Here is a 26395-nt window from a genome sequence, read left to right as displayed (position 1 = left end):
CGCGACCGGCGCTCCTGTCGCGTCCGTGGAGGCTCTGCAGACGCGGCCGGTTCCCGTTGACGAGCTGGGGTCCGGGGTCGAGCGCGACTCGTTGTTCCGCATCGAGTGGGCGCCTGTCGAGTTGCCGGCCGGGTTCGCGGAGCAGACCGTCGCGGTGCTCGGGCCGGACGTGCTGTCGCTGGCCGCCGGTCCGGTCGTCTCCGAGTTGACCGATGCCGACCTGACGCTGGTTCCTGTGGTCGGCACGGATGTTCGCGAGACGTGCGCGCGGGTGTTGGCGCTGATCCAGGAGTTCGTGACGCGGCCTGAGGGCAGGCTTGCGTTCGTGACGCGCGGCGCGGTGGACGGCGACGATCTCGCCGCGGCCGCCGCCCGTGGACTGGTGCGGTCGGCGCAGTCCGAGCACCCCGGCCGGTTCGTGCTGGTGGACCTGGACTTCTCCGACGCCTCCGTGGGTGCGGTGCTGCACGCGTTGACGACTGACGAGCCGGTGCTGGCGATCCGCGACGGTGTCGTTCTGGCCGCCCGCCTCGCCCGTGCCGCGCTGCCCACCTCGCAGCTGTCCTGGTCGGGTCGCGTGCTCATCACCGGTGGCACCGGCGGACTCGGTCAGCTGGTGGCGCGGCATCTCGTTGCGGAGCACGGTGTTCGTGAGCTGTTGCTGGTCTCGCGCAGCGGCTCCGCTGACGTCTCGGCGTTGCGGGAGCTGGGCGCGGACGTGATCGTCGAGGCGTGTGACGTCTCCGACCGTTCGGCGCTGGAATCGTTGCTGGCGCGGCACTCCGTCGGCGGCGTAGTGCACACGGCCGCGGTGCTGGACGACGGTGTCGTTGAATCGTTGACGCCGGAGCGCATCGCCGTTGTCCTGGGCCCGAAGGCGGACGCGGCTCTGCACCTGCACGAACTGCTGCCCGACGTGCCTTTCGTGCTGTTCTCGTCGGCCGCGGGCACGTTCGGTGGCGCCGGACAGGCGAACTACGCCGCTGCCAACGCGTTCGTCGATGCTCTCGCTCGTGTCCGCCGCGCATCCGGGCAACACGCCGTCGCGCTGGCATGGGGTGCTTGGGAACAGACCTCGGGCATGACCGCCACGATGTCGGACGCCGACATGCAGCGCATCGCCCGGTCCGGTATGCCTCCGCTGAAGGTCGCGGAGGGCCTGGCCTTGTTCGACGCCGGTGCGGCAGGATCGGACGCTTTCCTGCTGCCGCTTCGCCTGGATCTTCCCGCGTTGCGCGCCCAGGGCACGCCGCCGCCGTTGCTGCGCGGCCTGATCAGGACCCCGAAGCGCCGCGCAGCCGCCCAGTCCGTTGCCGCGGAAGGGCTTGTCGCCGAACTGTCGAGGCTCGGTTCCGACGCCCGGCTGGAAGCGGTGCTGGGACTGGTCGCCACCGAGGTCGCCGCCGTGCTCGGCCACGGCAGCGCGTCCGAAGTGGACCGCACCCGTACGTTCCAGGGACTCGGGTTCGACTCGCTGACCGCCGTCGAGCTGCGCAACCGCCTGACCGCGTCGACCGGCATCCGCCTGCCCGCGGCCCTGATCTTCGACTACCCGACCGCAGGCGCTCTCGCCTCCTACCTGGTGGACGAGCTGTTCGGCGCGGACGTCTTCGTGCCGGAAGTGGTCGCTGGAGCCGTTTCCGACGACCCGATCGTGATCGTCGGCATGGCCTGCCACTATCCGGGCGGCGTGGCGTCGCCGGAAGACCTGTGGCGCCTGGTGTTCGAGGAACGCGACGGCGTCACGGGCTTCCCGTCGAACCGCGGCTGGGACCTCGACGGGCTCTTCGACCCGGACCCGGACGCCGCCGGCAAGACCCACGTGATGCAGGGCGGGTTCCTGCACGACGCCCCGTCGTTCGACCCGGACTTCTTCGGCATGTCCCCGCGCGAGGCGCTCGCCACGGACGTGCAGCACCGGCTGCTGCTGCGGACCGCGTGGGAGGCCTTCGAGCGTGCGGGCATCGACCCGGCTTCCGTTCGTGGCTCCAAAACGGGCGTGTTCGCGGGTGTGATGTCCAACGACTACTCGACTTTGGTGTCCGACGACATCTTCGAGGGCTACCAGGGCACCGGCACCGCGCAGAGCGTGCTGTCCGGCCGCGTCGCCTACACCTTCGGACTCGAAGGCCCTGCCGTCACCGTCGACACGGCTTGCTCTTCCTCTTTGGTGGCACTGCACCTCGCGTCTTCGGCTCTGCGCAACGGCGAATGCTCGCTGGCACTCGCCGGCGGCGTGACCGTGATGTCGACGCCGGGTTCGTTCGTCGCCTTCTCGAAGCAGCGCGGCCTCGCGATGGACGGCCGCTGCAAGTCCTTCGCCGACGCCGCCGACGGCACCGGCTGGGGCGAGGGCGTCGGTCTGCTGGTGCTGGAACGCCAGTCCGACGCTGTCAGGAACGGCCACACCGTGTTGGCGGTCGTGCGCGGCTCGGCGGTCAACCAGGACGGCGCCTCGAACGGCTTGACCGCGCCGAACGGCCCGTCGCAGCAACGCGTGATCCGCTCCGCGCTGGCTTCGGCCGGGCTCTCCGTGACCGACGTCGACGTCGTCGAAGCGCACGGCACGGGCACGACTCTGGGCGACCCGATCGAGGCGCAGGCGCTGCTCGCCGTGTACGGCCAGGACCGGCCGTCGCCGCTGTTGCTCGGCTCCATCAAGTCGAACATCGGCCACACCCAGGCCGCCGCCGGTGTCGCCGGCATCATCAAGATGGTCCACGCGATGCGCCACGGCGTCGTGCCCGCGACGCTGCACGTCGACCAGCCGTCGACCCACATCGACTGGACCGCGGGCGAGGTCTCCCTGGTCACGGCCGCGACGACGTGGCCTTCCGTCTCCCGCCCGCGTCGCGCCGGCGTCTCGTCGTTCGGCGTCTCGGGCACGAACGCGCACGTGATCTTGGAAGCGCCGAGTGCGCCGGAACTGTCAGACCTGCCTGAGATGATTGAGATGGGGGCTCGCGGCCCCCTGGGGGCCAGTCAACCGGGATCGATTCAGCAGGGCCTTGTGCCCTACGTGGTGTCGGCGCGCTCGGCGGACGCGTTGGCCGGGCAGGTCGAGCGGATCAAGGCGTGGCCGGGGGACGCGGCGGACATCGCGTTCTCGTTGCTGACCACGCGCGCGTTGTTCGACCACCGGGCCGTGGTGCTGGACGGCGAGGTGCTGGCGACTGGCGTCGCCAAGGCTGGCGAGATGGCGTTCCTGTTCAGCGGGCAGGGGTCGCAGCGGATCGGCATGGGGCGTGAGCTGTACGAGGCGTTCCCCGTGTTCGCCGAGGCGCTCGACGCGGTGCTGGCCAACCTCGACCCGGCCGTCCGCGAGGTCATGTGGGGCGACGACCAGGCCGCGCTCAACCAGACAGGGGTCGCGCAGCCTGCGCTGTTCGCGTTCCAGGTCGCGCTGTATCGGCTGTTCGAGTTCTACGGCGTGAAGCCGCGCCACATCGCGGGCCACTCCATCGGCGAGATCGCCGCCGCGCACGTCGCTGGCGTGTTCAGCCTCGAAGACGCCTGTCAGCTCGTGACGGCGCGTGCGTCGCTCATGCAGGCGTTGCCCGCCGGTGGCGCCATGGTGTCCGTGGTCGCCTCCGAGAAGAAGGTGCGCGAATACCTGACCGATGGCGTGTCCATCGCGGTGGTCAACGGGCCTCGGTCCGTGGTGATCGCCGGCGTCGAAGAAGAAGTGCTCGCCATCGCGCAGAAGTGGAAGAACAAGCGGCTGAAGGTCAGTCACGCGTTCCACTCGCCGTTGATGGAGCCGATGCTGGACGACTTCCGCGAGGCCATCAGCGGGCTGACGTTCCACCAGCCGGTTGTAGGAATGTCGACATCCGGCGATGTCGCCACCGTCGACTACTGGGTGAACCACGTCCGCGACACGGTCCGCTTCCACGACAACGTCACCGCGTTGGGTGATGTGAAGTTCGTGGAGATCGGGCCGGACGGCGTGCTGTCCGCGATGGTGGACGGCTGCGTGCCCGCGGTGCGGCGCAACGTTGACGAGGTCAAGTCAATGTTGACGGCATTGAGTCGAATCAATGTTGACGGCGTCAATGTTGATTGGAACCGGTTCTGTCAACATGGCCGGAAGATCGACCTGCCGACCTATGCGTTCGAGCAGCGAACGTTCTGGCCGGAGGTGTCCACGCGCTCGGATGTCCGGTCGGCCGGTCTCGGCGCGGTGGAGCACCCGCTGCTCGGTGCCGCCGTCGAGCTCGCCGGGGGAGAAGGTCTGCTGTTCACGAGCAGGCTGTCGCTGCGCACCCACCCGTGGCTGCGGGACCACTCGCTGCACGGCACGGTCCTCGTGCCCGGCGCGGCACTCGTCGAACTCGCGCTGCGGGCTGCGGACGAGGTGGGCCTCGATCGAGTGGACGAGCTGACGATCGCGGCGCCGCTCGTGCTGCCAGAGTCCGGTGCCGTTCAGGTGCAGATCCGGGTCGGCGGGGACGGTGGCCGGCGGGCGGTGGCGATCCACAGCCGTCCAGAGGACAGCGACCTGCCGTGGACCGAGCACGCGTCCGGCTTCCTGACGTCCGGCGCCACGACCGTGGACTTCGACACCTCGACGTGGCCGCCTACGGGCGCGGAGGCCGTGCAGATCGACGGCGCGTACGAGCGGTTCGCGGAGCTCGGGTTCGACTACGGGCACGCGTTCCAGGGTCTGCGGGCCGCGTGGAAGCTGGGCGACCAGGTGTTCGCCGAGGTCGCGCTTCCCGAGGACGTCACCGCCACCGGCTTCGGCATCCACCCGGCGCTGCTGGACGCGGCGCTGCACGCGGTCGCGTTCGCCGACCAGCGGACCGAGGGCGCGGTGCCGTTCTCGTGGGAAGGCGTCGCGCTGCACGCGGTCGGCGCCACGTCGCTGCGGGTGCGGCTGCGGACCACGAGCGCCAGCTCCATGGAGATCGCCCTCGCCGACGCCGCCGGTACGCCGGTCGCGACGGTCGGCTCGCTCGTCACGCGGGCCGTGTCGGCACCGCGGCTCAGCGCCGCGCAGGACGCGTTGTTCGGGCTGGACTGGGTGCCGATCACGCTCACCGAGGCGGTTCCGGCGGCCCACGTCGTCGAACGCGTCGAGACGGAAGGGTCTCCGGTCGAGGCCGCGCACGCGGTGACGGCTCAGGCGCTCGCGAAGATCCAGGAGTGGATCGCGGCCGAACGTGCCGAGAAGCTCGTTTTCGTGACACGGCAAGGTGATTTGGGCACGTCGGCGGTCTGGGGGCTCGTGCGGGCCGCGCAGTCGGAGCACCCCGGCCGGTTCGCGTTGATCGAGACCGACGGTGACCTGCCGGACGCGGCGCTCGCGAGTGCCGAGCCGCAGTTGCGGGTGCGGGGCGGCGAGGTGTTCGTGCCGCGCGTCGCTCGTGTCACCGCCGGCGAGAACGTTGTGCTGGAAGGACCTGTGCTGATCACCGGCGGTACCGGTGGGCTCGGCCAGGTCGTGGCGCGGCATCTCGTGGCCGCACATGGTGTTCGTGAACTGGTGCTGGTCAGCCGTCGCGGTGAGACGCCGGACTGGGTGGCGGAGCTGGACGCGTCGGTCACGGTCGCGGCCTGCGACGTCGCTGACCGGCACGCCGTCGCGAACCTCCTTGCGGGGCATCGAATCCGTTCCATCGTGCACACCGCGGGCGTCCTGGACGACGGCGTCATCGAGACGCTGACGCCAGAGCGTCTGTCAAACGTGTTGCGCCCCAAGGTAGATGCCGCGTGGAACCTGCACGAGCTTGCCGGCGATGTTTCGGCGTTCGTCGTCTACTCGTCCGGTGCGGGCATCTTCGGTTCGTCGGGCCAGGGCAACTACGCGGCGGGCAACACGTTCCTCGACGCGTTGGTCGAGCACCGGCGTTCGCTGGGCCTGCCGGGCGTGTCGCTGGCGTGGGGCGCGTGGGCGGAGACGGGCATGTTGTCCGGCGCTGATGCCGAGCGGCTCGCCAAGTCGGGCATGCCGCCGATCACGCCCGCGGAAGGCGTCGAACTCTTCGACGCCGCACTGTCTTCGGGTGCCGCGCTCGTGTTGCCGCTGCGGCTGGATCTGCCGGTGTTCCGTGCGCGCGGCGAGGTTCCGGCCGTGCTGCAGGGGCTGGTGAAGGTCCGCGCTCGTCGGGTGGCGGCGTCCGGCACCTCGTCGTCGCTGGTGCGGAAGCTGACCGGCCTCGAGGACACCGGCCGTCTGGAGGCGTTGCTGGACCTGGTCCGGGCCGAGGTCGGCGCGGTGCTCGGACACAGCGGCGGCGAAACGATCGACCCGTCGCGCGCCTTCCAGTCGCTGGGCTTCGACTCGTTGACCGCGGTCGAACTGCGCAATCGCCTCGGTGAGGTCACCGGGCTGCGCCTGCCCGCGACGCTGACGTTCGACTACCCGACCGCCGCCGTGCTTGCCGGTTTCCTGAAGGACGAGCTGTTCGGGGCCTCGGACGAGGCGTCGTCTCTGCCCGCTCTGGTGTCCACTTCGGACGATCCGATCGTGATCGTCGGCATGTCCTGCCGCTATCCCGGAGGCGTGTCGTCGCCGGAGGACCTGTGGCGGCTCGTGGCCGAGGGCGTCGACGCGATCACGGAGTTCCCGGTCAACCGCGGCTGGGACGTCGACGGCATCTACCACCCGGACCCCGACCACGCGGGTACGACCTACTCGATCGCCGGTGGCTTCCTGCACGAGGCGGGGGCGTTCGACCCGGCGTTCTTCGGGATGTCGCCGCGCGAGGCCCTGGCCACGGACTCGCAGCAGCGCCTGCTGCTCGAGACCACCTGGGAGGCGCTGGAGCGTTCCGGGATCGACCCGGCCTCGTTGCGCGGCAGTGCGACCGGCGTGTTCACCGGTGTCATGTACAACGACTACGCGTCCATTCTGGACGGTGGCGAGTTCGAGGGACACCAGGGCCAGGGCAGCGCGGGTTCGATCGCTTCGGGTCGCGTCTCCTACACGTTCGGTTTCGAGGGCCCGGCCGTCACCGTCGACACCGCGTGCTCTTCGTCTTTGGTGGCACTGCATCTGGCTTCGCAGGCGCTGCGCTCGGGGGAGTGCTCGCTGGCCGTGGCCGGCGGCGTGACGGTGATGTCGACGCCGACCACCTACGTCGAGTTCTCCCGTCAGCGCGGGCTTTCCGTGGACGGACGGTGCAAGGCGTTCTCCGACGACGCTGACGGCACCGGCTGGGGCGAGGGCGTCGGTCTGCTGGTGCTGGAACGTCAGTCTGATGCTGTTCGCAACGGCCACACGGTGCTGGCGGTCGTGCGCGGCTCGGCGGTCAACCAGGACGGCGCGTCCAACGGCTTGACCGCGCCGAACGGTCCGTCGCAGCAACGCGTGATCCGTTCCGCGCTGGCTTCGGCCGGGTTGTCGCCGGCGGACGTCGACGCGGTCGAGGCGCATGGCACCGCTACCAAACTCGGCGACCCGATCGAGGCGCAGGCGCTGCTGGCGGTGTACGGGCAGGACCGCGCCGAGCCGCTCTACCTGGGCTCGATCAAGTCGAACATCGGCCACACGCAGGCGGCCGCCGGTGTCGCGGGCGTGATCAAGATGGTGCAGGCGCTGCGCCACGGCGTGCTGCCCGAGACGCTGCACGTCGGCACGCCGACCACGCAGGTGGACTGGGAGTCCGGCGCCGTCGAGGTGCTGACCTCGTCCCGCACGTGGCCTTCGGTGTCGCGCGCACGTCGCGCTGGCGTTTCGTCGTTCGGCGTTTCTGGCACCAATGCGCACGTGATCTTGGAGGCTCCTGACGCTCCGGAATTGTCAGACCTGCCTGAGATGATTGGGATGGGGGCTCGCGACCCCCTGGGGGCCGGCCAGTCCGAATCGATTCCGCGGGTCGGCGCTGTGCCGTTGTTCGAAGCGGTGCCGTTGGTGGTGTCGGCCAAGTCGGCGGCGGCGTTGCGGGCGCAGGTTGAGCGGATCACGGCGTTGGTGGGCAGTGGTGTGTCCGCTGTGGACGTCGGGTTCTCGCTGGCTACCACGCGGGCGTTGTTCGACCATCGGGCCGTGGTGCTCGGCGGTGAGGTCGTCGCGGAAGGTGTGGCGGCGGGCAGGCCGTTGGCGTTCCTGTTCTCCGGGCAGGGGGCGCAGCGGATCGGGGTCGGGCGTGAGCTGTACGAGGCGTTCCCGGTGTTCGCGGAGGCATTGGACGCCGCGCTGGTCAACCTCGACCCCGCGCTGCGCGAGGTCATGTGGGGCGACGACCAGGAGGCGCTGAACCAGACCGGGGTCGCGCAGCCGGCGTTGTTCGCCGTCGAGGTGGCGCTGTACCGGTTGATCGAGTCGTTCGGGGTGCGGCCGGACCACCTGGTCGGGCACTCGGTCGGGGAGATCGCGGCGGCGCACGTCGCGGGTGTGTTGAGCCTCGAGGACGCGTGCTTGTTGGTGACGGCGCGGGCGGCTCTCATGCAGGCGTTGCCGGCTGGTGGCGCGATGGTGTCCGTCATCGCCTCTGAAGCCGAGGTCACCCCGCACCTCACCGCCGGCGTGTCGATCGCGGCGGTCAACGGGCCGCGCACGGTCGTGATCGCCGGTGTTGAAGACGAGGTGCTGGCTGTCGCGGCCGAGTGGAAGAGCAAGCGGCTGAAGGTGTCGCACGCGTTCCACTCGCCGTTGATGGAGCCGATGCTGGACGACTTCCGTGAGGCGATCGGCGGGATCGAGTTCCGCGAGCCCGTTGTCGGAATGTCGACATCCGGTGATGTCACGACCGTCGACTACTGGGTGAACCACGTTCGGGACGCGGTGCGGTTCCACGAGAACGTCACCCGGCTGGGTGACGTCACGCTGGTCGAGGTCGGGCCGGACGCCCAGTTGAGCGCGATGGTGGACGGCGCGACGGCCGTGTTGAGGCGTGACCGCGGTGAAGTCGCGTCAATGTTGACTGCACTCGGTCAAGTACATGTTGACGGAATCAATGTTGACTGGACGTCGCTGTACACAGGTGGACGGAAGGTCGACCTGCCCACTTACGCGTTCGAGCACCAGATGTTCTGGCCGAAGGCGGTGCGCAGGGCCGGTGACGTCGGTGCGCTCGGACTCACGCGGGTGGAGCACCCGTTGCTCGGGGCGGCGGTCGACGTCGCCGGTGCGGACGGAGTGCTGTTCACGAGCCGGTTGTCGCTGGGCTCGCACCCGTGGCTCGCGGATCACCGCGTGTTCGGGCAGGTGTTGTTGCCGGGCACCGCGTTCCTGGAACTCGCGGTTCGCGCGGGTGATGAGGTCGGGCTCGATCGCGTCGACGAGTTGACGCTGGCCGCGCCGCTCGTGCTGCCCGAGCAGGGTGCGGTGCGGGTTCAGGTCGCGGTGGGCGAGGAGGAGAACGGGCGTCGCACGGTCGGAGTCTTCTCACGGCCGGATGGCGAGAACGCGCCGTGGACGCAGCACGCCACCGGTTTCCTGGCGAGTGGCACGACTGCCAGTGACTTCGATGCGACCGCCTGGCCGCCGGACGCGGAGAGCGTTGACGTCGAAGGAGCTTACGAGCGGTTCGCGGAGAACGGCTTCGAGTACGGGCCGGTGTTCCAGGGACTGCGAGCGGTGTGGCGCCGGGATGGCGAGGTGTTCGCCGAGGTCGCGTTGCCCGAGTACGTGGACGGGGCGGCGTTCGGGCTGCACCCGGCGCTGCTCGACGCCACGCTGCACGCCGGCGGGTTCTTCGACGGGGCCGAGGCGGGGCTGCCGTTCTCGTGGGAAGGCGTGTCGCTGCACGCCACCGGCGCGGCGTCGGTCCGGGTGAGGCTGCGGCGCGACGGGGACGCGTGGGTGATCGCGGTCGCCGACACGACGGGCGCTCCGGTCGCGACGATCGGGTCGCTGGTGACGCGGGCGGTGTCCGGGCAGCAGGTGAGCGCGGTGGATCGCGACTCGTTGTTCCGGCTCGACTGGGTGCCGGTGTCGCTGCCCAAAGCCGGTGCGGCCGCCGTGTGTGTGGAGGAGTTCGTTGGCGACGGGGACGTCGTCGCGCAGACGCACGCTCTCGCTGCCCGTGCGCTGGAGTTGGTGCAGCGCTGGATCGCCGAGGAGCGCGCTGAACGGCTCGTGTTCGTGACGCGCCAGGACGATCTGGCCGCGAGCGCGGTGCATGGTCTGGTCCGTGCCGCGCAGAACGAGCACCCCGGCCGGTTCACTCTCATCGACACCGATGCCGAGGTGTCCGAGCAGATTCTCGCGATCGACGAACCACAACTGCGGGTGCGCGACGGTCAGGTGTCCGTGGCACGGCTCGCGCGGGCCGAGGCGGCGGAGCCGGGTGAGTTCACCGGGCCGGTGCTGATCACCGGCGGTACCGGCGGGCTGGGACGGGTGATCGCGAAGCATCTCGTCGAACGGTACGGCGTCCAGGAACTGGTCCTGGCCAGCCGCACCGGCAAGGCGGATGTGTCCGATTTGGACGCGAAGGTGACTGTTGTCGCGTGCGATGTCAGTGATCGCAGGGCGTTGCAGAAAGTGTTGAAGAAGCACAAGGTCCGCAGCGTCGTGCACACCGCCGGCGTGCTGGACGACGGTGTGATCGAGTCACTCACGCCGGAGCGGCTGTCGGCCGTGCTCAAGCCCAAGGTCGACGCCGCCTGGAACCTGCACGAGCTCATCAAGAACCTCGACAACTTCGTCCTCTTCTCCAGCGCCGCCGGCACGTTCGGCGCGGCGGGGCAGGCGAACTACGCGGCGGGCAACGCGTTCCTCGACGCGCTGGCGCAGCAGCGGCGTTCGGCCGGGCTGCCAGCGGTGTCGCTGGCGTGGGGCGCTTGGGACCAGACCGGCATGCTGTCCGAGGCCGACGCCGAACGCATGGCACGGGGCGGAACTCCGCCGCTGTCGGTGGAGCAGGGGCTCGCGCTGTTCGACGCGGCGATCGCCGGTGAGGACGCGGTGCTGCTGCCGTTGCGCCTGGACCTCGCGACGTTGCGCGGCCACCACGAGATCCGCCCGCTGCTGCGCGGACTGATCCGCACGAAGGCCCGGCGCGCGGCGGCCCAGGCCGACTCAGGACTGGTGCAGCGCCTCACCGCGATGGCACCGGAGGCGCGGCTCACCGCCCTGCTCGACCTGGTGCGCACCGAGGTCGCCGCGGTGCTCGGCCACGACGGCATCGCCGCGGTGGACCCGGCGAAGGCGTTCCAGGACCTCGGTTTCGACTCGCTGACCGCGGTCGACCTGCGCAACCGCCTGACCGGTGTCACCGGCCTGCGCCTGCCGAGCACGCTGATCTTCGACTACCCGACGTCCGCGGTGCTCGCCGGTTTCCTGCGCGACGAACTGTTCGGCGCCTCGGACGCGCTGCCGGAGCTGCCCGCGCTGACGTCCACTTCGGACGATCCGATCGTGATCGTCGGCATGGCCTGCCGCTACCCCGGCGGCGTCGCCTCGCCGGAACAGTTGTGGGACCTCGTGGTCGACGGCCGCGACGCCATCACGGAGTTCCCGTCCAACCGCGGCTGGGACCTCGACTCGCTCTACCACCCGGACCCCGACCACGTCGGCACCTCGTACACGAAGTCCGGTGGCTTCCTGCACGACGCCGACCAGTTCGACCCCGAGTTCTTCGGCATGTCGCCGCGGGAGGCGGTGTCGACCGACGCGCAGCAACGTCTGCTGCTCGAGGCGTCGTGGGAGGCCTTGGAGCGGTCGGGGATCGACCCCGTCGCGCTGAAGGGCAGCCCGACCGGTGTGTTCGCCGGTGTCATGTACAACGACTACTCGCTGCTGCTCGAAGGCGATTCCGAGGGCTACCAGACGACCGGCGGTTCGCCTTCGGTAGTGTCGGGCCGTGTCTCCTACACGTTCGGCTTCGAGGGGCCCGCGGTCACGCTCGACACGGCGTGCTCGTCGTCGTTGGTCGCGATGCACTGGGCGATGCAGGCTCTTCGTGCCGGTGAGTGCTCGCTGGCGCTGGCCGGCGGTGTGACCGTGCTGGCTTCTCCTGGCGCGTTCATCGGATTCTCGCGGCAGCGCGGGCTGTCGCCGGACGGCCGCTGCAAGGCGTTCTCCGACTCCGCCGATGGCGTCGGCTGGTCCGAGGGGGTCGGTGTGGTGGTGCTGGAGCGGCTGTCTGACGCCGTTCGCAACGGCCACAACGTGTTGGCTGTCGTGCGCGGCTCGGCGGTCAACCAGGACGGCGCTTCCAACGGCTTGACCGCACCCAACGGTCCGTCGCAGCAGCGGGTGATCCGGCAGGCGCTGGCGTCCGCCGGTCTGTCCACTGCGGACGTCGACGTGGTCGAAGCGCACGGCACCGGCACGTCTCTGGGTGACCCGATCGAGGCGCAGGCGTTGCTCGCGACCTACGGGCAGGACCGTCCGTCGCCGCTGCTGCTCGGTTCGATCAAGTCCAACATCGGTCACACCCAGGCCGCGGCCGGTGTCGCCGGCGTGATCAAGATGGTGCAGGCGCTGCGGCACGGTGTCGTGCCGCAGACGCTGCACATTGACGCGCCGTCGTCCCACGTGGACTGGGAGGCGGGGTCGGTCCAGCTGCTGACCGGCAACGCCTCGTGGCCCGAGGTCTCTCGTGCCCGTCGCGCCGCCGTGTCGTCGTTCGGTGTTTCCGGCACTAACGCACACGTGATCTTGGAAGCTCCGGACGCTCAGGAATTGTCAGACCTGCCTGAGATGATTGAGATGGGGGCTTCGAGCCCCCTGGGGGCCGGCCAGCCGGGATCGATTCAGGTCGTGGGGGCGCCGCTGGCGGTGTCGGCCAAGTCGGCGGCGTCGTTGCGGGCGCAGGTCGAGCAGGTCGGCGCGCTCGTGGCGAGTGGTGTGTCCGCTGTGGACGCCGGGTTCTCGTTGGTGACCACGCGGGCGTTGTTCGACCACCGGGCGGTGGTGTGGAACGGCGTCGAGCTTGCCAGTGGTGTGGTGCGGAACCGGCCGCTCGCGTTCGTGTTCTCCGGGCAGGGGGCGCAGCGCGTTGGCATGGGGCGTGAGCTGTACGACGCGTTCCCGGTGTTCGCCGAGGCGTTGGACGCCGCATTGGTCAACCTCGACCCCGCGTTGCGCGAGGTCATGTGGGGCGACGACCAGGAGGCTCTCAACCAGACCGGGTACGCGCAGCCTGCGATCTTCGCGGTCGAGGTGGCGTTGTTCCGGTTGCTGGAGTCGTTCGGGGTGCGGCCCTCGCAGCTCGCCGGGCATTCGATCGGGGAGATCGCCGCCGCGCACGTCGCGGGTGTGCTGAGCCTGAACGACGCGTGCCTGCTGGTGACGGCGCGTTCCGCGCTCATGCAGGCGTTGCCGGCCGGTGGCGCGATGGTGTCCGTCATCGCGTCCGAGGACGAGGTGCGTGAGCACCTGACGGACGGTGTGTCCATTGCCGCTGTCAACGGGCCGCGGTCTGTGGTGATCGCCGGTGTTGAGGCGGAGGTGCTGGCAGTCGCGGAGCGGTGGAAGAGCAAGCGGCTGAAGGTGTCGCACGCGTTCCACTCGCCGCTCATGGAGCCGATGCTGGACGACTTCCGGGAGGCGATCAGTGGGCTGACGTTCCATGCGCCGGTTGTAGGAATGTCGACATCCGGCGATGTCACGACCGTCGACTACTGGGTGAACCACGTTCGGGACGCGGTGCGCTTCCACGACAACGTGACGGCGTTGGGTGACGTGGCGCTGGTCGAGGTCGGGCCGGATGCGCAGTTGACGGCGATGGTTGACGGGTTGATTCCGACGTTGACGCGGGTCAAGTCTGATGTTGAGTCAATGTTGACTGCACTCAGTCAAGTACATGTTGACGGAATCAATGTTGATTGGACGCGGTTCTACGGTGGTGGCAAGCGCGTCGAGCTGCCCACCTACCCGTTCAACCGGCAGCGTTACTGGCCGGCGAGTGCCGGGAAGGCGTCGGACGCGTCCGGGCTCGGGCTGGTCAGCGTCGGGCACCCGTTGCTCGGCGCGTCGGTGGAGCTGGCCGAGGGCGAAGGCGTCGTGTTCACCAGCCGGGTGTCGCTGAGCACGCACCCGTGGCTCGCGGACCACGTGATCATGGGGCGCACCCTGGTGCCGGCCGCCGTCCTGATCGAGCTCGCGATGCGGGCGGGGGACGAGGTCGGACTCGACCGGGTCGACGACCTCACGCTGGCCGCGCCGCTCGTTCTGCCGGAGCGCGGCGCCGTGCAGGTGCAGTTGAAGGTCGGTGCGGAGAGCAACGGTCGTCGGCAGTACGCGATCCACTCACGGCCTGAGGACGCGCCGGACTTGCCGTGGACGCAGCACGCGACCGGTTTCCTGGCCAGTGGCACGAGCGGTAGCGACTTCGACGCCGCCGTCTGGCCGCCTGCCGGGGCCGTGGCGATGGACTACGAGGAGTGCTACGAACGGTTCGCGAGTGCCGGGTTCGCCTACGGGCACGCGTTCCAGAACCTCAAGGCGGCCTGGCGGGTCGGCGGGGAGATCTACGCCGAGCTCGCGTTGCCGGAGGACGTCGACGGTGCCGCGTACGGGCTGCATCCGGCGTTGCTCGACTCGGCGCTGCACGCCGCGTTGCTGGACGAGACGCTCGACGCGGGTCTGCCGTTCTCGTGGGAGGGCGTGTCGCTGCACGCCACCGGGGCGAGCGAACTGCGCGTCAAGCTGACCCGCGACGAGAGCGGGATGCGCAGGACGATCGCGCTGGCCGACGTCACGGGTGCGCCGGTCGCCACGGTCGAGGCCGTGATCGTGCGGGCCGTGAACGTCGAGCAGCTCGGGGAGGCCAGGCAGAGCGAGCTGTTCGGGCTCGAGTGGGTGCCGGTCACGCAGGAGGACGTCGCCGCGCCCGCGTCGGTCGTGGTGCTCGGGCCGGACGTGCTCGACCTCGGATTCCCGGTCGCCGACACGATCGCCGAGACCGACGCGGGGCTTGTGCTGGTGCCGATCGTGGGATCGGAGGACGTGCTCGGCAGCACGCATCGCAACACGTCGCGCGTGCTGGGGCTGGTGCAGGAGTGGATCAGCAGCGGCCAGGACGGCAGGCTCACGTTCGTCACGCGCGGTGCGACCACCGGCGAGGACATGGGAGCCGCGGCGGTCTGGGGACTGGTGCGGTCGGCGCAGTCCGAGCACCCGGAGCGGTTCGGGCTGATCGACCTGTGCGGCAACAACCTCTCCACCGCAATGGTTTCAGTGGCGTTCGGGGTCGACGAGCCGCAGCTGGTGGTGCGTGACGGCGAGGTGCTGGCCGCGCGGCTGGCGCGGGTCACCGGTGAGTCCGAGGTCCGGTGGGAAGGCAAGGTCCTGGTCACCGGCGGTACCGGTGGACTGGGTGCGGTCGTGGCGAAGCATCTCGTTGAGGCGCACGGTGTTCGGGAGCTGCTGCTCGTGAGCCGTCGTGGTCAGGCCGACACTGCGGAGTTGGAAGCGTTGGGAGCACAGGTCACCGTCGCCGCGTGTGACGTGACCGATCGGGTTGCTGTGGCGGAACTCCTTGCCCAGCACGAGATCCGAGGTGTCGTGCACGCCGCGGGTGTGCTGGACGACGGCGTGATCGAGTCGATGACGCCGGAGCGCGTCACGAACGTGCTCAAGCCCAAGGCTGATGCCGCCTGGCACCTGCATGAGTTGGCCAAGGACCTCACGGCGTTCGTGGTGTTCTCGTCGGCCGCTGGTGTGTTCGGCAACGCCGGGCAGGCGAACTACGCGGCGGGCAACGCGTTCCTCGACGCGCTTTCCGCGCACCGCAGGGCATCTGGGCTTCCCGCGACGTCGATGGCGTGGGGTGTGTGGGCCGGTGTCAGCGGGATGACCGGCGAGCTGACCGAGGCCGAGGCCGCGCGGATGACCGCCGCCGGCATGCCGCCGATCACGGTCGAGCAGGGGCTGGAGCTGTTCGACGCGGCCGTGACGAGCGGGGCGGCGCTGACCGTTCCGGTGCGGCTCGACCTCGCGACGCTGCGGGCACGGGGCGCGGTGGCGCCGTTGCTGCAGGGGCTGATCCGGGTCAGGGCGCGGCGTGCGGCGGCGGGATCCGCCACCGCTTCCGGGCTGGTGCAGAAGCTCGGCGCGATGGACGTCGCCGACCGGCACTCGGCTCTCATCGACCTGGTGCGCACGCAGGTGTCCTCGGTGCTGGGCCATGCCTCGATCGACGCGGTGGACGCGACGCGGGCGTTCCAGGATCTCGGATTCGACTCGCTGACGGCGGTCGAGCTGCGCAACCAGCTGACCGAGGCGACCGGGCTCCGGCTGCCGGCGACGCTGGTGTTCGACTACCCGACGGCGATCGCGCTGGCCGACCACCTGCACGCCGAGCTGTTCGGTTCGGCCGACGTGGTGGCGGATCTGCCCGCGCTGGTGTCCACTTCGGATGATCCGATCGTGATCGTCGGCATGGCCTGCCGGTTCCCCGGTGGCGTGACGTCGCCGGAGACGTTGTGGGACCTGGTGGCGTCGGGCACGGACGCGATCACGCCGTTCCCGGCGAACCGCGGCTGGGACCTGGACTCGCTGTTCCACCCGGACCCCGACCACCTCGGCACGTCCTATGCGCGTGCCGGTGGCTTCCTGCACGACGCGGACCAGTTCGATCCGGCGTTCTTCGGGATGTCGCCGCGGGAGGCGCTCGGCACGGACGGGCAGCAGCGCATCCTGCTGGAGACGACCTGGGAGGCGCTGGAACGGGCCGGGATCGACCCGCAGTCGTTGCGCGGCAGCCGGACCGGTGTGTTCGCCGGTGTCATGTACTCGGACTACGCGCAGATCCTGGAGTCCGATTCCGAAGGGCACCAGGGGGCCGGGACGTCGCCCTCGGTGGTGTCGGGCCGGGTGTCCTACACGTTCGGGTTCGAGGGGCCGTCGGTGTCGATCGACACCGCGTGCTCGTCGTCGCTGGTCGCGATGCACCTTGCGGCGCAGGCACTTCGGGCCGGTGAGTGCTCGTTGGCGTTGGCCGGTGGTGTGACGGTGATGTCGACGCCGGGTGCGTTCGTCGGGTTCTCGCGTCAGCGCGGATTGTCGGAGGACGGGCGGTGCAAGGCGTTCTCCGATTCCGCTGATGGTGTCGGGTGGTCCGAGGGTGTTGGTCTGCTCGTGTTGGAGCGTCAGTCGGATGCGGTGCGACTTGGCCACACGGTTCTGGCGGTCGTGCGTGGTTCTGCGATCAACCAGGATGGTGCGTCTAACGGGCTGACGGCGCCTAACGGGCCGTCGCAGCAGAGGGTGATTCGGCAGGCGTTGGCGTCTGCGGGGTTGTCTGTTGCTGATGTCGACACGGTTGAGGCGCACGGCACGGGTACGACTTTGGGTGACCCGATCGAGGCGCAGGCGTTGCTGGCGACCTACGGGCAGGATCGGGAGGTGCCGCTGCTGCTGGGCGGCATCAAGTCGAACATCGGGCACACGCAGGCGGCCGCGGGTGTGGCGGGCGTGATCAAGATGGTGCAGGCCATGCGGAACGGTGTTGTGCCGCCGACCCTGCACGTGACTTCGCCTTCGTCGCACGTCGACTGGAGTGAGGGGGCGGTCGAGCTCGTCACCGAGGCGACGCCGTGGCCTGCGGTGTCGCGACCGCGCCGAGCCGGCGTTTCGTCGTTCGGGCTCTCAGGCACCAACGCGCACGTGATCTTGGAAGCGCCGGGAGCGTTGGGGATCCCCCCAATTTCCAGCGTACGCGATGAAAATGCTGGTCAGGGGGCCGCACAGGAATCTGTGGATAACTCGGCGGCTGTGGACAACTCGGTGTTCGCGGGCGACTCGGCGCTCGGGGGCGGGCTGGTGCCGTTCGTGGTGTCGGCCAGGACTGCGGAGGCGTTGCCTGGGCAGGTTGAGCGGGCCAGGACTGCTGTGGGAGCGCCTGAGGACGTGGCGTACTCGTTGTTGAGCACTCGGGCGCGGTTTGACCACCGGGCCGTGGTGCTCGGGGGTGAGGTGCTGGCGTCCGGGGTCGCGTTGTCGCAGCGGTCGGTCGCGGTGTTGTTCTCCGGGCAGGGGTCGCAGCGGGTTGGTATGGGGCGTGAGTTGTACGAGGCGTTCCCGGTGTTCGCGGAGGCGCTCGACGCGGTGTTGATGTACCTCGACCCTGCCGTTCGGGACGTGATGTGGGGCGATGACCAGGAGGCGTTGAACCAGACCGGGGTGGCGCAGCCGGCGTTGTTCGCCGTTGAGGTGGCGCTGTACCGGTTGCTGGAGTCTTGGGGTGTCAAGGCCGACCAGGTTGCCGGGCATTCGATCGGCGAGATCGCGGCGGCGCACGTTGCCGGTGTGTTGAGCGTTGAGGACGCGTGTCTGCTCGTCACGGCTCGGTCTGCGCTCATGCAGGCATTGCCTGAGGGCGGCGCGATGGTGTCGGTTCAGGCCTCTGAGGACGAGGTTCTGCCGCATCTCACGGCTCGCGTGTCGATCGCGGCGGTCAACGGGCCCCGGTCTGTGGTGATCGCGGGTGCGGAAGAGGACGTGCTGGCGATCGCTGAGCGGTGGAAGAGCAAGCGGCTCAAGGTGTCGCACGCGTTCCACTCGCCGTTGATGGAGCCGATGCTGGACGACTTCCGGGAGTCGCTCGCGGAGATCACGCTTCACCAGCCTGGCATTCCTGTGGTGGCCAGTGGGGACGTCACCACCGTTGACTACTGGGTGAACCATGTCCGGGACGCGGTTCGGTTCACGGACAATGTGCAACGCCTTAGGGATGGTGGCGCGACCACGTTCGTCGAGGTCGGGCCGGACGGGGTGCTCAGTGCTCTGGTCGAGGACGCGATTCCCCTGCTGCGCAAGGACAAGGATGAGCGCGTTGCGGCCGTGACGGCGTTGGCCCGTCTGCACGTTGAAGGGGTGAAGGTCGACTGGAGTGGGTTCCACGTCGGCGGCAGGAAGATCGACCTGCCCACCTACGCGTTCGACCACCAGCGGTACTGGCCCGCGGTGCGGATCGGCGGGGACGACGCGTCCGGCATCGGCATGGTCGCGGTCGGGCACCCCTTGCTGATCGCGTCGGCGGAACTCGCTGACGGGGAAGGGTTCCTGTTCACGAGCAGGCTGGCGGCGCGCACGCATCCGTGGATTCGCCACCACACGATCATGGGACGCGTGATGGTGCCGGGTGCGGCGCTCGTCGAGCTCGCGATGCGGGCCGGGGACGAGGTCGGGCTGGACCGGCTGGAGGAACTGACGTTGTCGGCGCCGGTGGTCCTGCCGGAGCACGGCGGGCTCGCGTTGCAGATGAAGGTGTCGGCAGGCGATGACCGACGGACGTTCACCATCCACGCGCGGCCTGACGAGGTGGCCGACGCGCCGTGGACCCAGGTGGTCAGCGGTGTGCTGGCCAAGGGTGAGCAGCGCGTCGAGTTCGACGCCTCGGTGTGGCCGCCGAAGGCTGAAGTCGTAGACGTGGAAGGATGTTACGAGAAGTTCGCGGAGGCCGGGTTCGCTTACGGCGGGATGTTCCAGGGGTTGCGGGCGGCCTGGCGGGACGGCGACACCACGTACGCCGAGGTGGCGTTGCCGGACGACGTCAACGTCAAGCCGTTCGGGTTGCACCCGGCGTTGCTCGACGCCGCGTTGCACGCCTCGCTGCTCGACGAGAGCGGGTCGGCCGGGCTGCCGTTCGCGTGGGAGAACGTGTCGCTGCACGCGACGGCCGCGACGGCGTTGCGGGTCAAGATGACGCGCGACGGCAACGGGTTGCGGATCGCGCTCGCCGACCCCGCCGGCAACCCGGTGGCGTCCGTTGAGTCGCTGGTGATGCGGGCCGTCGCGGCCGAGCAGCCGGCTGAGCTGGACGCGTTGTTCGCGGTGCGGTGGACGCCTGTCGCGGTGCCGCCGGCCGAGGCGGGCAAGACGGTCAGCGTGCTCGGGCCGGACGTGCTCGGGCTGTCCGTCGGACGGGTCGAGGGCCTGCTTTCCCTGGCGGACACGGACGTCGTGCTCGTGCCGGTCGCGGGGGAGCAGAACGCGGAGTCGGTGCGGGCGGTGACGCACCGGGCGTTGGAGCTGGTCCAAGAATGGATTCGCGAGGACCGCGACGGGCGGCTGGTGTTCGTCACGCGCGGTGCGGTCGAGGGTGATGACCTGGCCGGTGCGGCGGTGTGGGGACTGCTGCGGACCGCGCAGACCGAGCACCCTGACCGGTTCGGGCTGATCGACCTGGACGCCGAGGAGTCGTCGCTCACGACGCTGCTCGGGGTGCTGGACCTGGACGAGCCGCAACTGGTCGTGCGGGACGGTGAGGCTCGGGCGGCGCGTCTTGGACGGGTCGCGGGCGGGACTGAGGACGCCGGCTGGGAGAGCCCGGTGCTGATCACGGGTGGCACTGGCGGGCTCGGGCGGATCGTGGCCCGGCACCTGGTGGAGACGCACGGGGTCACCGAGCTGGTGCTGGTGAGTCGCAGCGGTTCTGGCGACGTGAGTGAGCTGGAAGCGTTGGGTGCGAGGGTTTCTGTTGTCGCCTGTGACGCCGCTGACCGGGCCGCGTTGTGGGAGGTGCTGAAGCAGCACAAGGTTCGCGGTGTCGTGCACGCGGCCGGTGTGCTGGACGACGGTGTGATCGAGTCGCTCACGCCGGAGCGGGTTGATTCCGTGTTGCGCGCCAAGGTGGATGCGGCGCTGAACCTGCACGATCTCGCCGGTGAGGCGTCGAAGTTCGTGGTGTTCTCGTCGGCTGCCGGAGTGTTCGGCAACGCCGGGCAGGGCAACTACGCCGCCGGCAACGCGTTCCTCGACGCTTTGGCCGCGCACCGGCGGCTCAACGGGCTGCCCGGTGTGTCGCTGGCGTGGGGCTCCTGGGACACCGGCATGGTGTCTGGCGAGGACGCCGAACGGATGCAGCGCTCCGGCATGCCGGCCATCTCGTCCGAGCTGGGGCTGCGGTTGTTCGACGCGGCGGTCGCCGGAGCGGAACCCGCGGTGGTTCCGGTGCGGCTCGACCTGGCGGCGTTGAAGCAGAACGGCGACGTGAAACCGTTGCTGCGAGGACTGATCCGGGTCAAGGCGCGGCGCAAGGTCGCCGGGTCGGAGACGGCGTCCGGGCTGGTGCAGCGACTGTCCGTTCTGGACGAAGCTGGACGGGGCGAAGCGCTGGTGGACCTGGTTCGTGGCGAGGTCGCGGCCGTGCTCGGCTACGACACGATCGCGGCGGTCGACCCGGCGCGGGCGTTCCAGGAGCTCGGGTTCGACTCGCTGACCGCGGTCGAACTGCGCAACCGGCTCACGGCGGTCACCGGGCTCAAGCTGCCGGCGACCGTGGTGTTCGACTACCCGTCGTCCGCGCAACTGGCCGGGTATCTGAAGGACGAACTGCTCGGAGCGGTCACGGACGTCTCGGACCTGCCCGCGCTGGTGTCCACTTCGGACGATCCGATCGTGATCGTCGGCATGGCCTGCCGTTACCCCGGTGGAGTGTCGTCGCCGGAGGACCTGTGGGATCTGGTGGCTTCCGGTGTCGACGCGATCACGCCGTTCCCGACGAACCGCGGCTGGGATCTGGACACGCTGTTCCACCCGGACCCCGACCACCCCGGCACGTCGTACGTGCGGGCCGGTGGCTTCCTGCACGACGCGGATCAGTTCGATCCGGAGTTCTTCGGGATGTCACCGCGTGAGGCCGTCGCTACGGACTCGCAGCAGCGGCTCATGCTGGAGACCGCGTGGGAGGCGTTGGAGCGTTCCGGGATTGCGCCGGCATCGTTGCGTGGCAGCTCCACCGGTGTGTTCGCCGGTGTCATGTACAACGACTACACGCAGCTCATCGGCGGTGCGGACACCGAGGGGTTCGGTTCGACCGGTGCGTCGCCTTCGGTGATCTCTGGGCGTGTGTCCTATGCGCTGGGGCTTGAGGGGCCGTCGGTGTCGATCGACACCGCGTGCTCGTCGTCGTTGGTGGCGCTGCACTGGGCCATGCAGGCTCTTCGGGCCGGTGAGTGCTCGTTGGCGTTGGCCGGTGGTGTGACCGTGATGTCGACGCCTGGGTCGTTCGTCGGGTTCTCCCGTCAGCGTGGTCTGTCGGAGGACGGGCGGTGCAAGGCGTTCTCGGACACGGCTGATGGCGTTGGTTGGTCTGAGGGTGTTGGTCTGCTCGTGTTGGAGCGTCAGTCTGACGCGGTGCGTTTGGGGCACACGGTTCTTGCGGTCGTGCGTGGTTCTGCGATCAACCAGGACGGTGCGTCCAACGGTTTGACGGCGCCTAACGGGCCGTCGCAGCAGAGGGTGATTCGGCAGGCGTTGGCGTCTGCCGGGTTGTCTGCTGCAGATGTCGATGCCGTCGAGGCGCATGGCACCGGTACTTCTTTGGGCGACCCCATCGAGGCGCAGGCGCTGATGGCGACGTACGGGCAGGATCGGGACGTGCCGCTGCTGCTCGGTGGCATCAAGTCGAACATCGGGCACACGCAGGCGGCGGCCGGTGTCGCGGGCATCATCAAGATGGTGCAGGCGATGCGGCACGGGGTGCTGCCGCGGACGTTGCACGCTTCGACGCCTTCGTCGCACGTCGACTGGAGCGAGGGCGCGGTCGAGCTGGTGCAGGAGAACACCGTGTGGCCTGCGGTGGAGCGGGCGCGGCGGGCGGCGGTGTCGTCGTTCGGCATCAGCGGCACGAACGCGCACGTGATCTTGGAAGCGCCGGGAGGCTTGGGGATCCCCCCAATTTCCAGCGTACGCGATGAAAATGCTGGTCAGGGGGCCGCGCGGGAATCTGTGGACAACTCGGCGGCTGTGGACAACTCGGCGCTCGGGGGCGATTCGGCCCTTGGAGGCAGCCTGGTGCCGTGGATCGTCTCGGCTCGGAGCGAGGCGGCGCTGGACGGCCAGGTCGAGCGGATCAGGCAGGCCCGAGGAGCTGCCGAGGACGTCGCCTACTCGTTGCTGACGGCCAGGACGTTGTTCGACCATCGGGCCGTGGTGCTCGGCGGTGAGGTCGTCGCTCGTGGGGCGGCGAGCAGGAAGCCGGTGGCGTTCCTGTTCAGCGGGCAGGGCTCGCAGCGGATCGGCATGGGGAGTGAGCTGTACGAGGCGTATCCCGTGTTCGCTGAGGCGCTCGACGACGCGTTGCAGCACCTCGATCCCGCACTGAAAGAAGTCATGTGGGGTGAGGACCAGGAGGCGTTGAACCAGACCGGGTTCGCGCAGCCGGCGCTGTTCGCCGTCGAGGTCGCGCTGTACCGGCTGGTCGAGTCGTTCGGGGTCAGGCCGGATCACGTTGCCGGGCACTCGATCGGTGAGGTCGCGGCGGCGCACGTCGCCGGGGTGCTGAGCCTGGAAGACGCTTGTCAGCTCATCACGGCGCGGGCCGCGCTCATGCAGGCGTTGCCTCAGGGCGGCGCGATGGTGTCAGTCATCGCCTCGGAGGAGGAGGTGACGCCGTACCTGACGGGCAACGTGTCGATCGCGGCCGTCAACGGGCCGCGGACCGTGGTGCTGGCGGGCGAGGAGGACGAGGTCCTCAAGATCGCCAAGCAGTGGAAGTACAAGCAGCTCAAGGTGAGTCACGCGTTCCACTCGCCGTTGATGGAGCCGATGCTGCCGGACTTCCGGGAGGCGATCGGCGAGATCACCTTCAGCGAACCGGCGATCGCGTTCCAGACCAGCGGTGACCCGACGACGATCGACTACTGGGTCGGCCACGTCCGGGACGCCGTGCGGTTCCACGACAACGTGACCGCGCTGGGCGACAAGACGTTCCTGGAGATCGGGCCCGACGCGGCGCTCACCCCGCTGGTCGACGGAGCGATTCCGACGATCAGGCGGAACGAGAACGAGGTCACGCGGTTCCTCACCGCGCTCGGCCAGGCTCACGTCGAGGGCGTCAAGGTCGACTGGACGCCGTTGCTCGGCCAGGCCAAGAAGATCGACCTGCCCACCTACGCGTTCCGCCGGCAGTCGTACTGGCCGAAGGTCGTGGAGGGCGCGAGCGATGTGAAGGCGGCTGGCCTGGGCAGTGTCGGGCACCCGTTGCTCGGCGCGGCGGTGCAGCTCGCCGGGCAGGACGGGCACCTGTTCACCAGCCGGATCTCGCTGCGGACGCACGCCTGGCTCGCCGACCACGTGATCATGGGACGGGCGCTCGTGCCCGGTGCGGCGCTGGTCGAGGTCGCGCTCAAGGCCGGTGAGGAACTCGGGCTCGACACGCTGGAGGAGCTCACGATCGCGGCACCGCTGTTGCTGCCCGAGCAGGGCGGCGTGCAGATCCAGGTCGCGATCGGCGCCGAGGAGAACGACAGGCGCGCGGTCACGATCTACAGCAGGCCCGAGGACACGGACCTGCCGTGGACCGAGAACGCCGGCGGCACCCTCAGCACCAGCGAGAGTCGAGGCACCGCGCTGACCGAGTGGCCGCAAGGGGAGCCGATCGAACTGGACGGCGTCTACGACAAGTTCGCCGAGATCGGGTTCGCCTACGGGGACACGTTCCAGGGCCTCAGGAACGCGTGGCGCCACGAAGGTGCCGTCCTCGCGGAGGTCGCGCTGCCCGACGGCGTCGAACCCGGCGCGTTCGGGCTCCACCCGGCGCTGCTCGACGCCACGCTGCACACCGCGCTGCTGCAGGAAGGCGACGGGGGAGCGGGGCTGCCGTTCAGCTGGGAGGGCGTGAAGATCCACGCCACCGGTGCGGCAGCGGTCCGGGTCAGGATGACCAGGAACGACAGCGGTGCGATGCACATCGTCGTCGCCGACCCGCAGGGCAACCCGGTCGCCGAGGTCCGGTCGCTCGTGGTCCGCGCCGTCACCACGGGGCAGCTCAACGAGAACACCACCCGCGACGCCCTGTTCACGCTCGGCTGGACGCCGATCAACGCCACCGAACCCGTCAACGCCACCGTGGCCATCGCGGGCGAGGACCACTTCGAACTGGTCGACCACTTCGTCGCCGGACGCGTCTACGACACCATCGGGACCGCCGACGCCGAGGTCGTCCTCACCGAGGTCAAGGCGCTCTCGGACGACGTCGTGGAGTCCACGCACGCCGCCGTGAGCGACGCCCTGGTCAACGTCCAGCAGTGGATCACGGCGAACAGGCCCGGAAGGCTCTGGTTCGTCACGAAGAACGCCATCGCGGCGACCACCGGCGAAGCACCGGATCCCGTCGCGGCGGCGGTCTGGGGACTCGTCAGGGCCGCGCAGTCCGAGCACCCCGGCACGTTCGGGCTGCTCGACATCGACGACCAGCGCTCCAGCCTCGCCGTGCTGCGGCAGGCGATCCAGGCCGAGGAACCGCAGATCGTCGTCCGCGACGGCGAGATCCTCGGCGGCCGTCTCGCCAGGGCGGAACGCGGCGAGACGACCATCGACCACGGCAAGGTGCTCATCACCGGTGGCACGGGCGGTCTCGGCCGGATCATCGCGAAGCACCTCGTCGAGAACCACGGCGTCCAGGCCCTCGTCCTCGCGAGCCGCACCGGCCAGGCAGACGTCAGTGACCTCGAGGCGAACGTCACGGTGGCCGCCTGCGACGTCAGTGACCGCGACGATCTCGCCGCGCTGCTCAAGGCGCACAACCCGGCGACGATCGTCCACGCGGCGGGCGTTCTCGACGACGCCACCATCGACTCCCTGACGCTGGACCGCATCGACCCGGTGCTCCAGCCGAAGGTCGACGCCGCCTGGTACCTGCACGAACTGGCACCGGACGCCACCCTGATCCTGTTCAGCAGCGTCGCCGGCACGTTCGGCAACGCGGGTCAGGCCAACTACGCGGCGGCCAACGCCTTCCTCGACGCTCTCGCCGCGCTTCGCAAGGCGCACAACAAGAAGGCGACGAGCATGGCCTGGGGTGCCTGGGACACCGGCATGCTCAGCGCCCAGGACGCCGAACGCATGGCCCGCTCCGGCATGCCGGCGATCACGAAGGAACTCGGCGTCACCCTCTTCGACGAGGCGCTCGAAACCGGTGCCGCTGCAACACTTCCGGTCAAGCTGGACTTCGCGGTCCTGCGCAACCACGAGGTCGCACCGCTGCTGCGCGGACTCGTGCGCACCAGGTCGAAGAAGGCCGTGGCAGGCCAGGAAACGGCGGACTCGCTGATCACCCGCCTGACCGCGCTCACCGACCAGGGACGCACCGACGCGTTGCTGGACCTGGTGCGAGGCCAGGTCGCCGAGGTGCTCGGCCACGGCGAGAACGAGCAGATCGAGGGCGACCGCCAGTTCCAGGAGCTCGGCTTCGACTCGCTCACCGCGGTCGAACTGCGCAACCGGCTCGGCGGCGCGACGGGGCTGCGGCTGCCCGCCACGCTGGTGTTCGACTACCCGACGCCGAACGACCTGGTGGCACACCTCAGGACCGAGCTGCTGGCCGACGCGCCGGCCGCCGGGCTGCCGAGCGTGCTCGCCGACCTCGACGCGTTCGAGAAGGCACTCGCCGCGGCCAGCGTGGATCCCGCGCTGCACCAGCAGATCGCCGGACGACTCGACGTGCTGCGCACCAAGTGGGCCAAGAACACCAGCACCGAGAAGGACTTCGAGTCGGCTTCGGACGACGAGATGTTCGCGATGCTCGACGAAGAACTCGGTCTCTAG

Annotated in this window: 1 protein-coding gene (only partly in view); it reads left to right on the top strand. The window is 69.6% G+C overall.

Annotated elements, in window-relative coordinates:
* Nucleotides 1-26395: the 3' portion of an SDR family NAD(P)-dependent oxidoreductase gene (locus ACH413_RS10530; protein WP_360030642.1), read on the top strand. 3380 nt of this gene lie to the left of the window's left edge; the window shows 26395 of its 29775 coding nt (coding positions 3381-29775); the start codon falls outside the window, past its left edge; its stop codon occupies nt 26393-26395.

The sequence above is a fragment of the Lentzea sp. NPDC020367 genome, assembly GCF_044387305.1.
In the GTDB taxonomy this organism is placed as follows: Bacteria; Actinomycetota; Actinomycetes; order Mycobacteriales; family Pseudonocardiaceae; genus Lentzea.
This window is presented reverse-complemented; position numbering and strand designations above follow the sequence as displayed.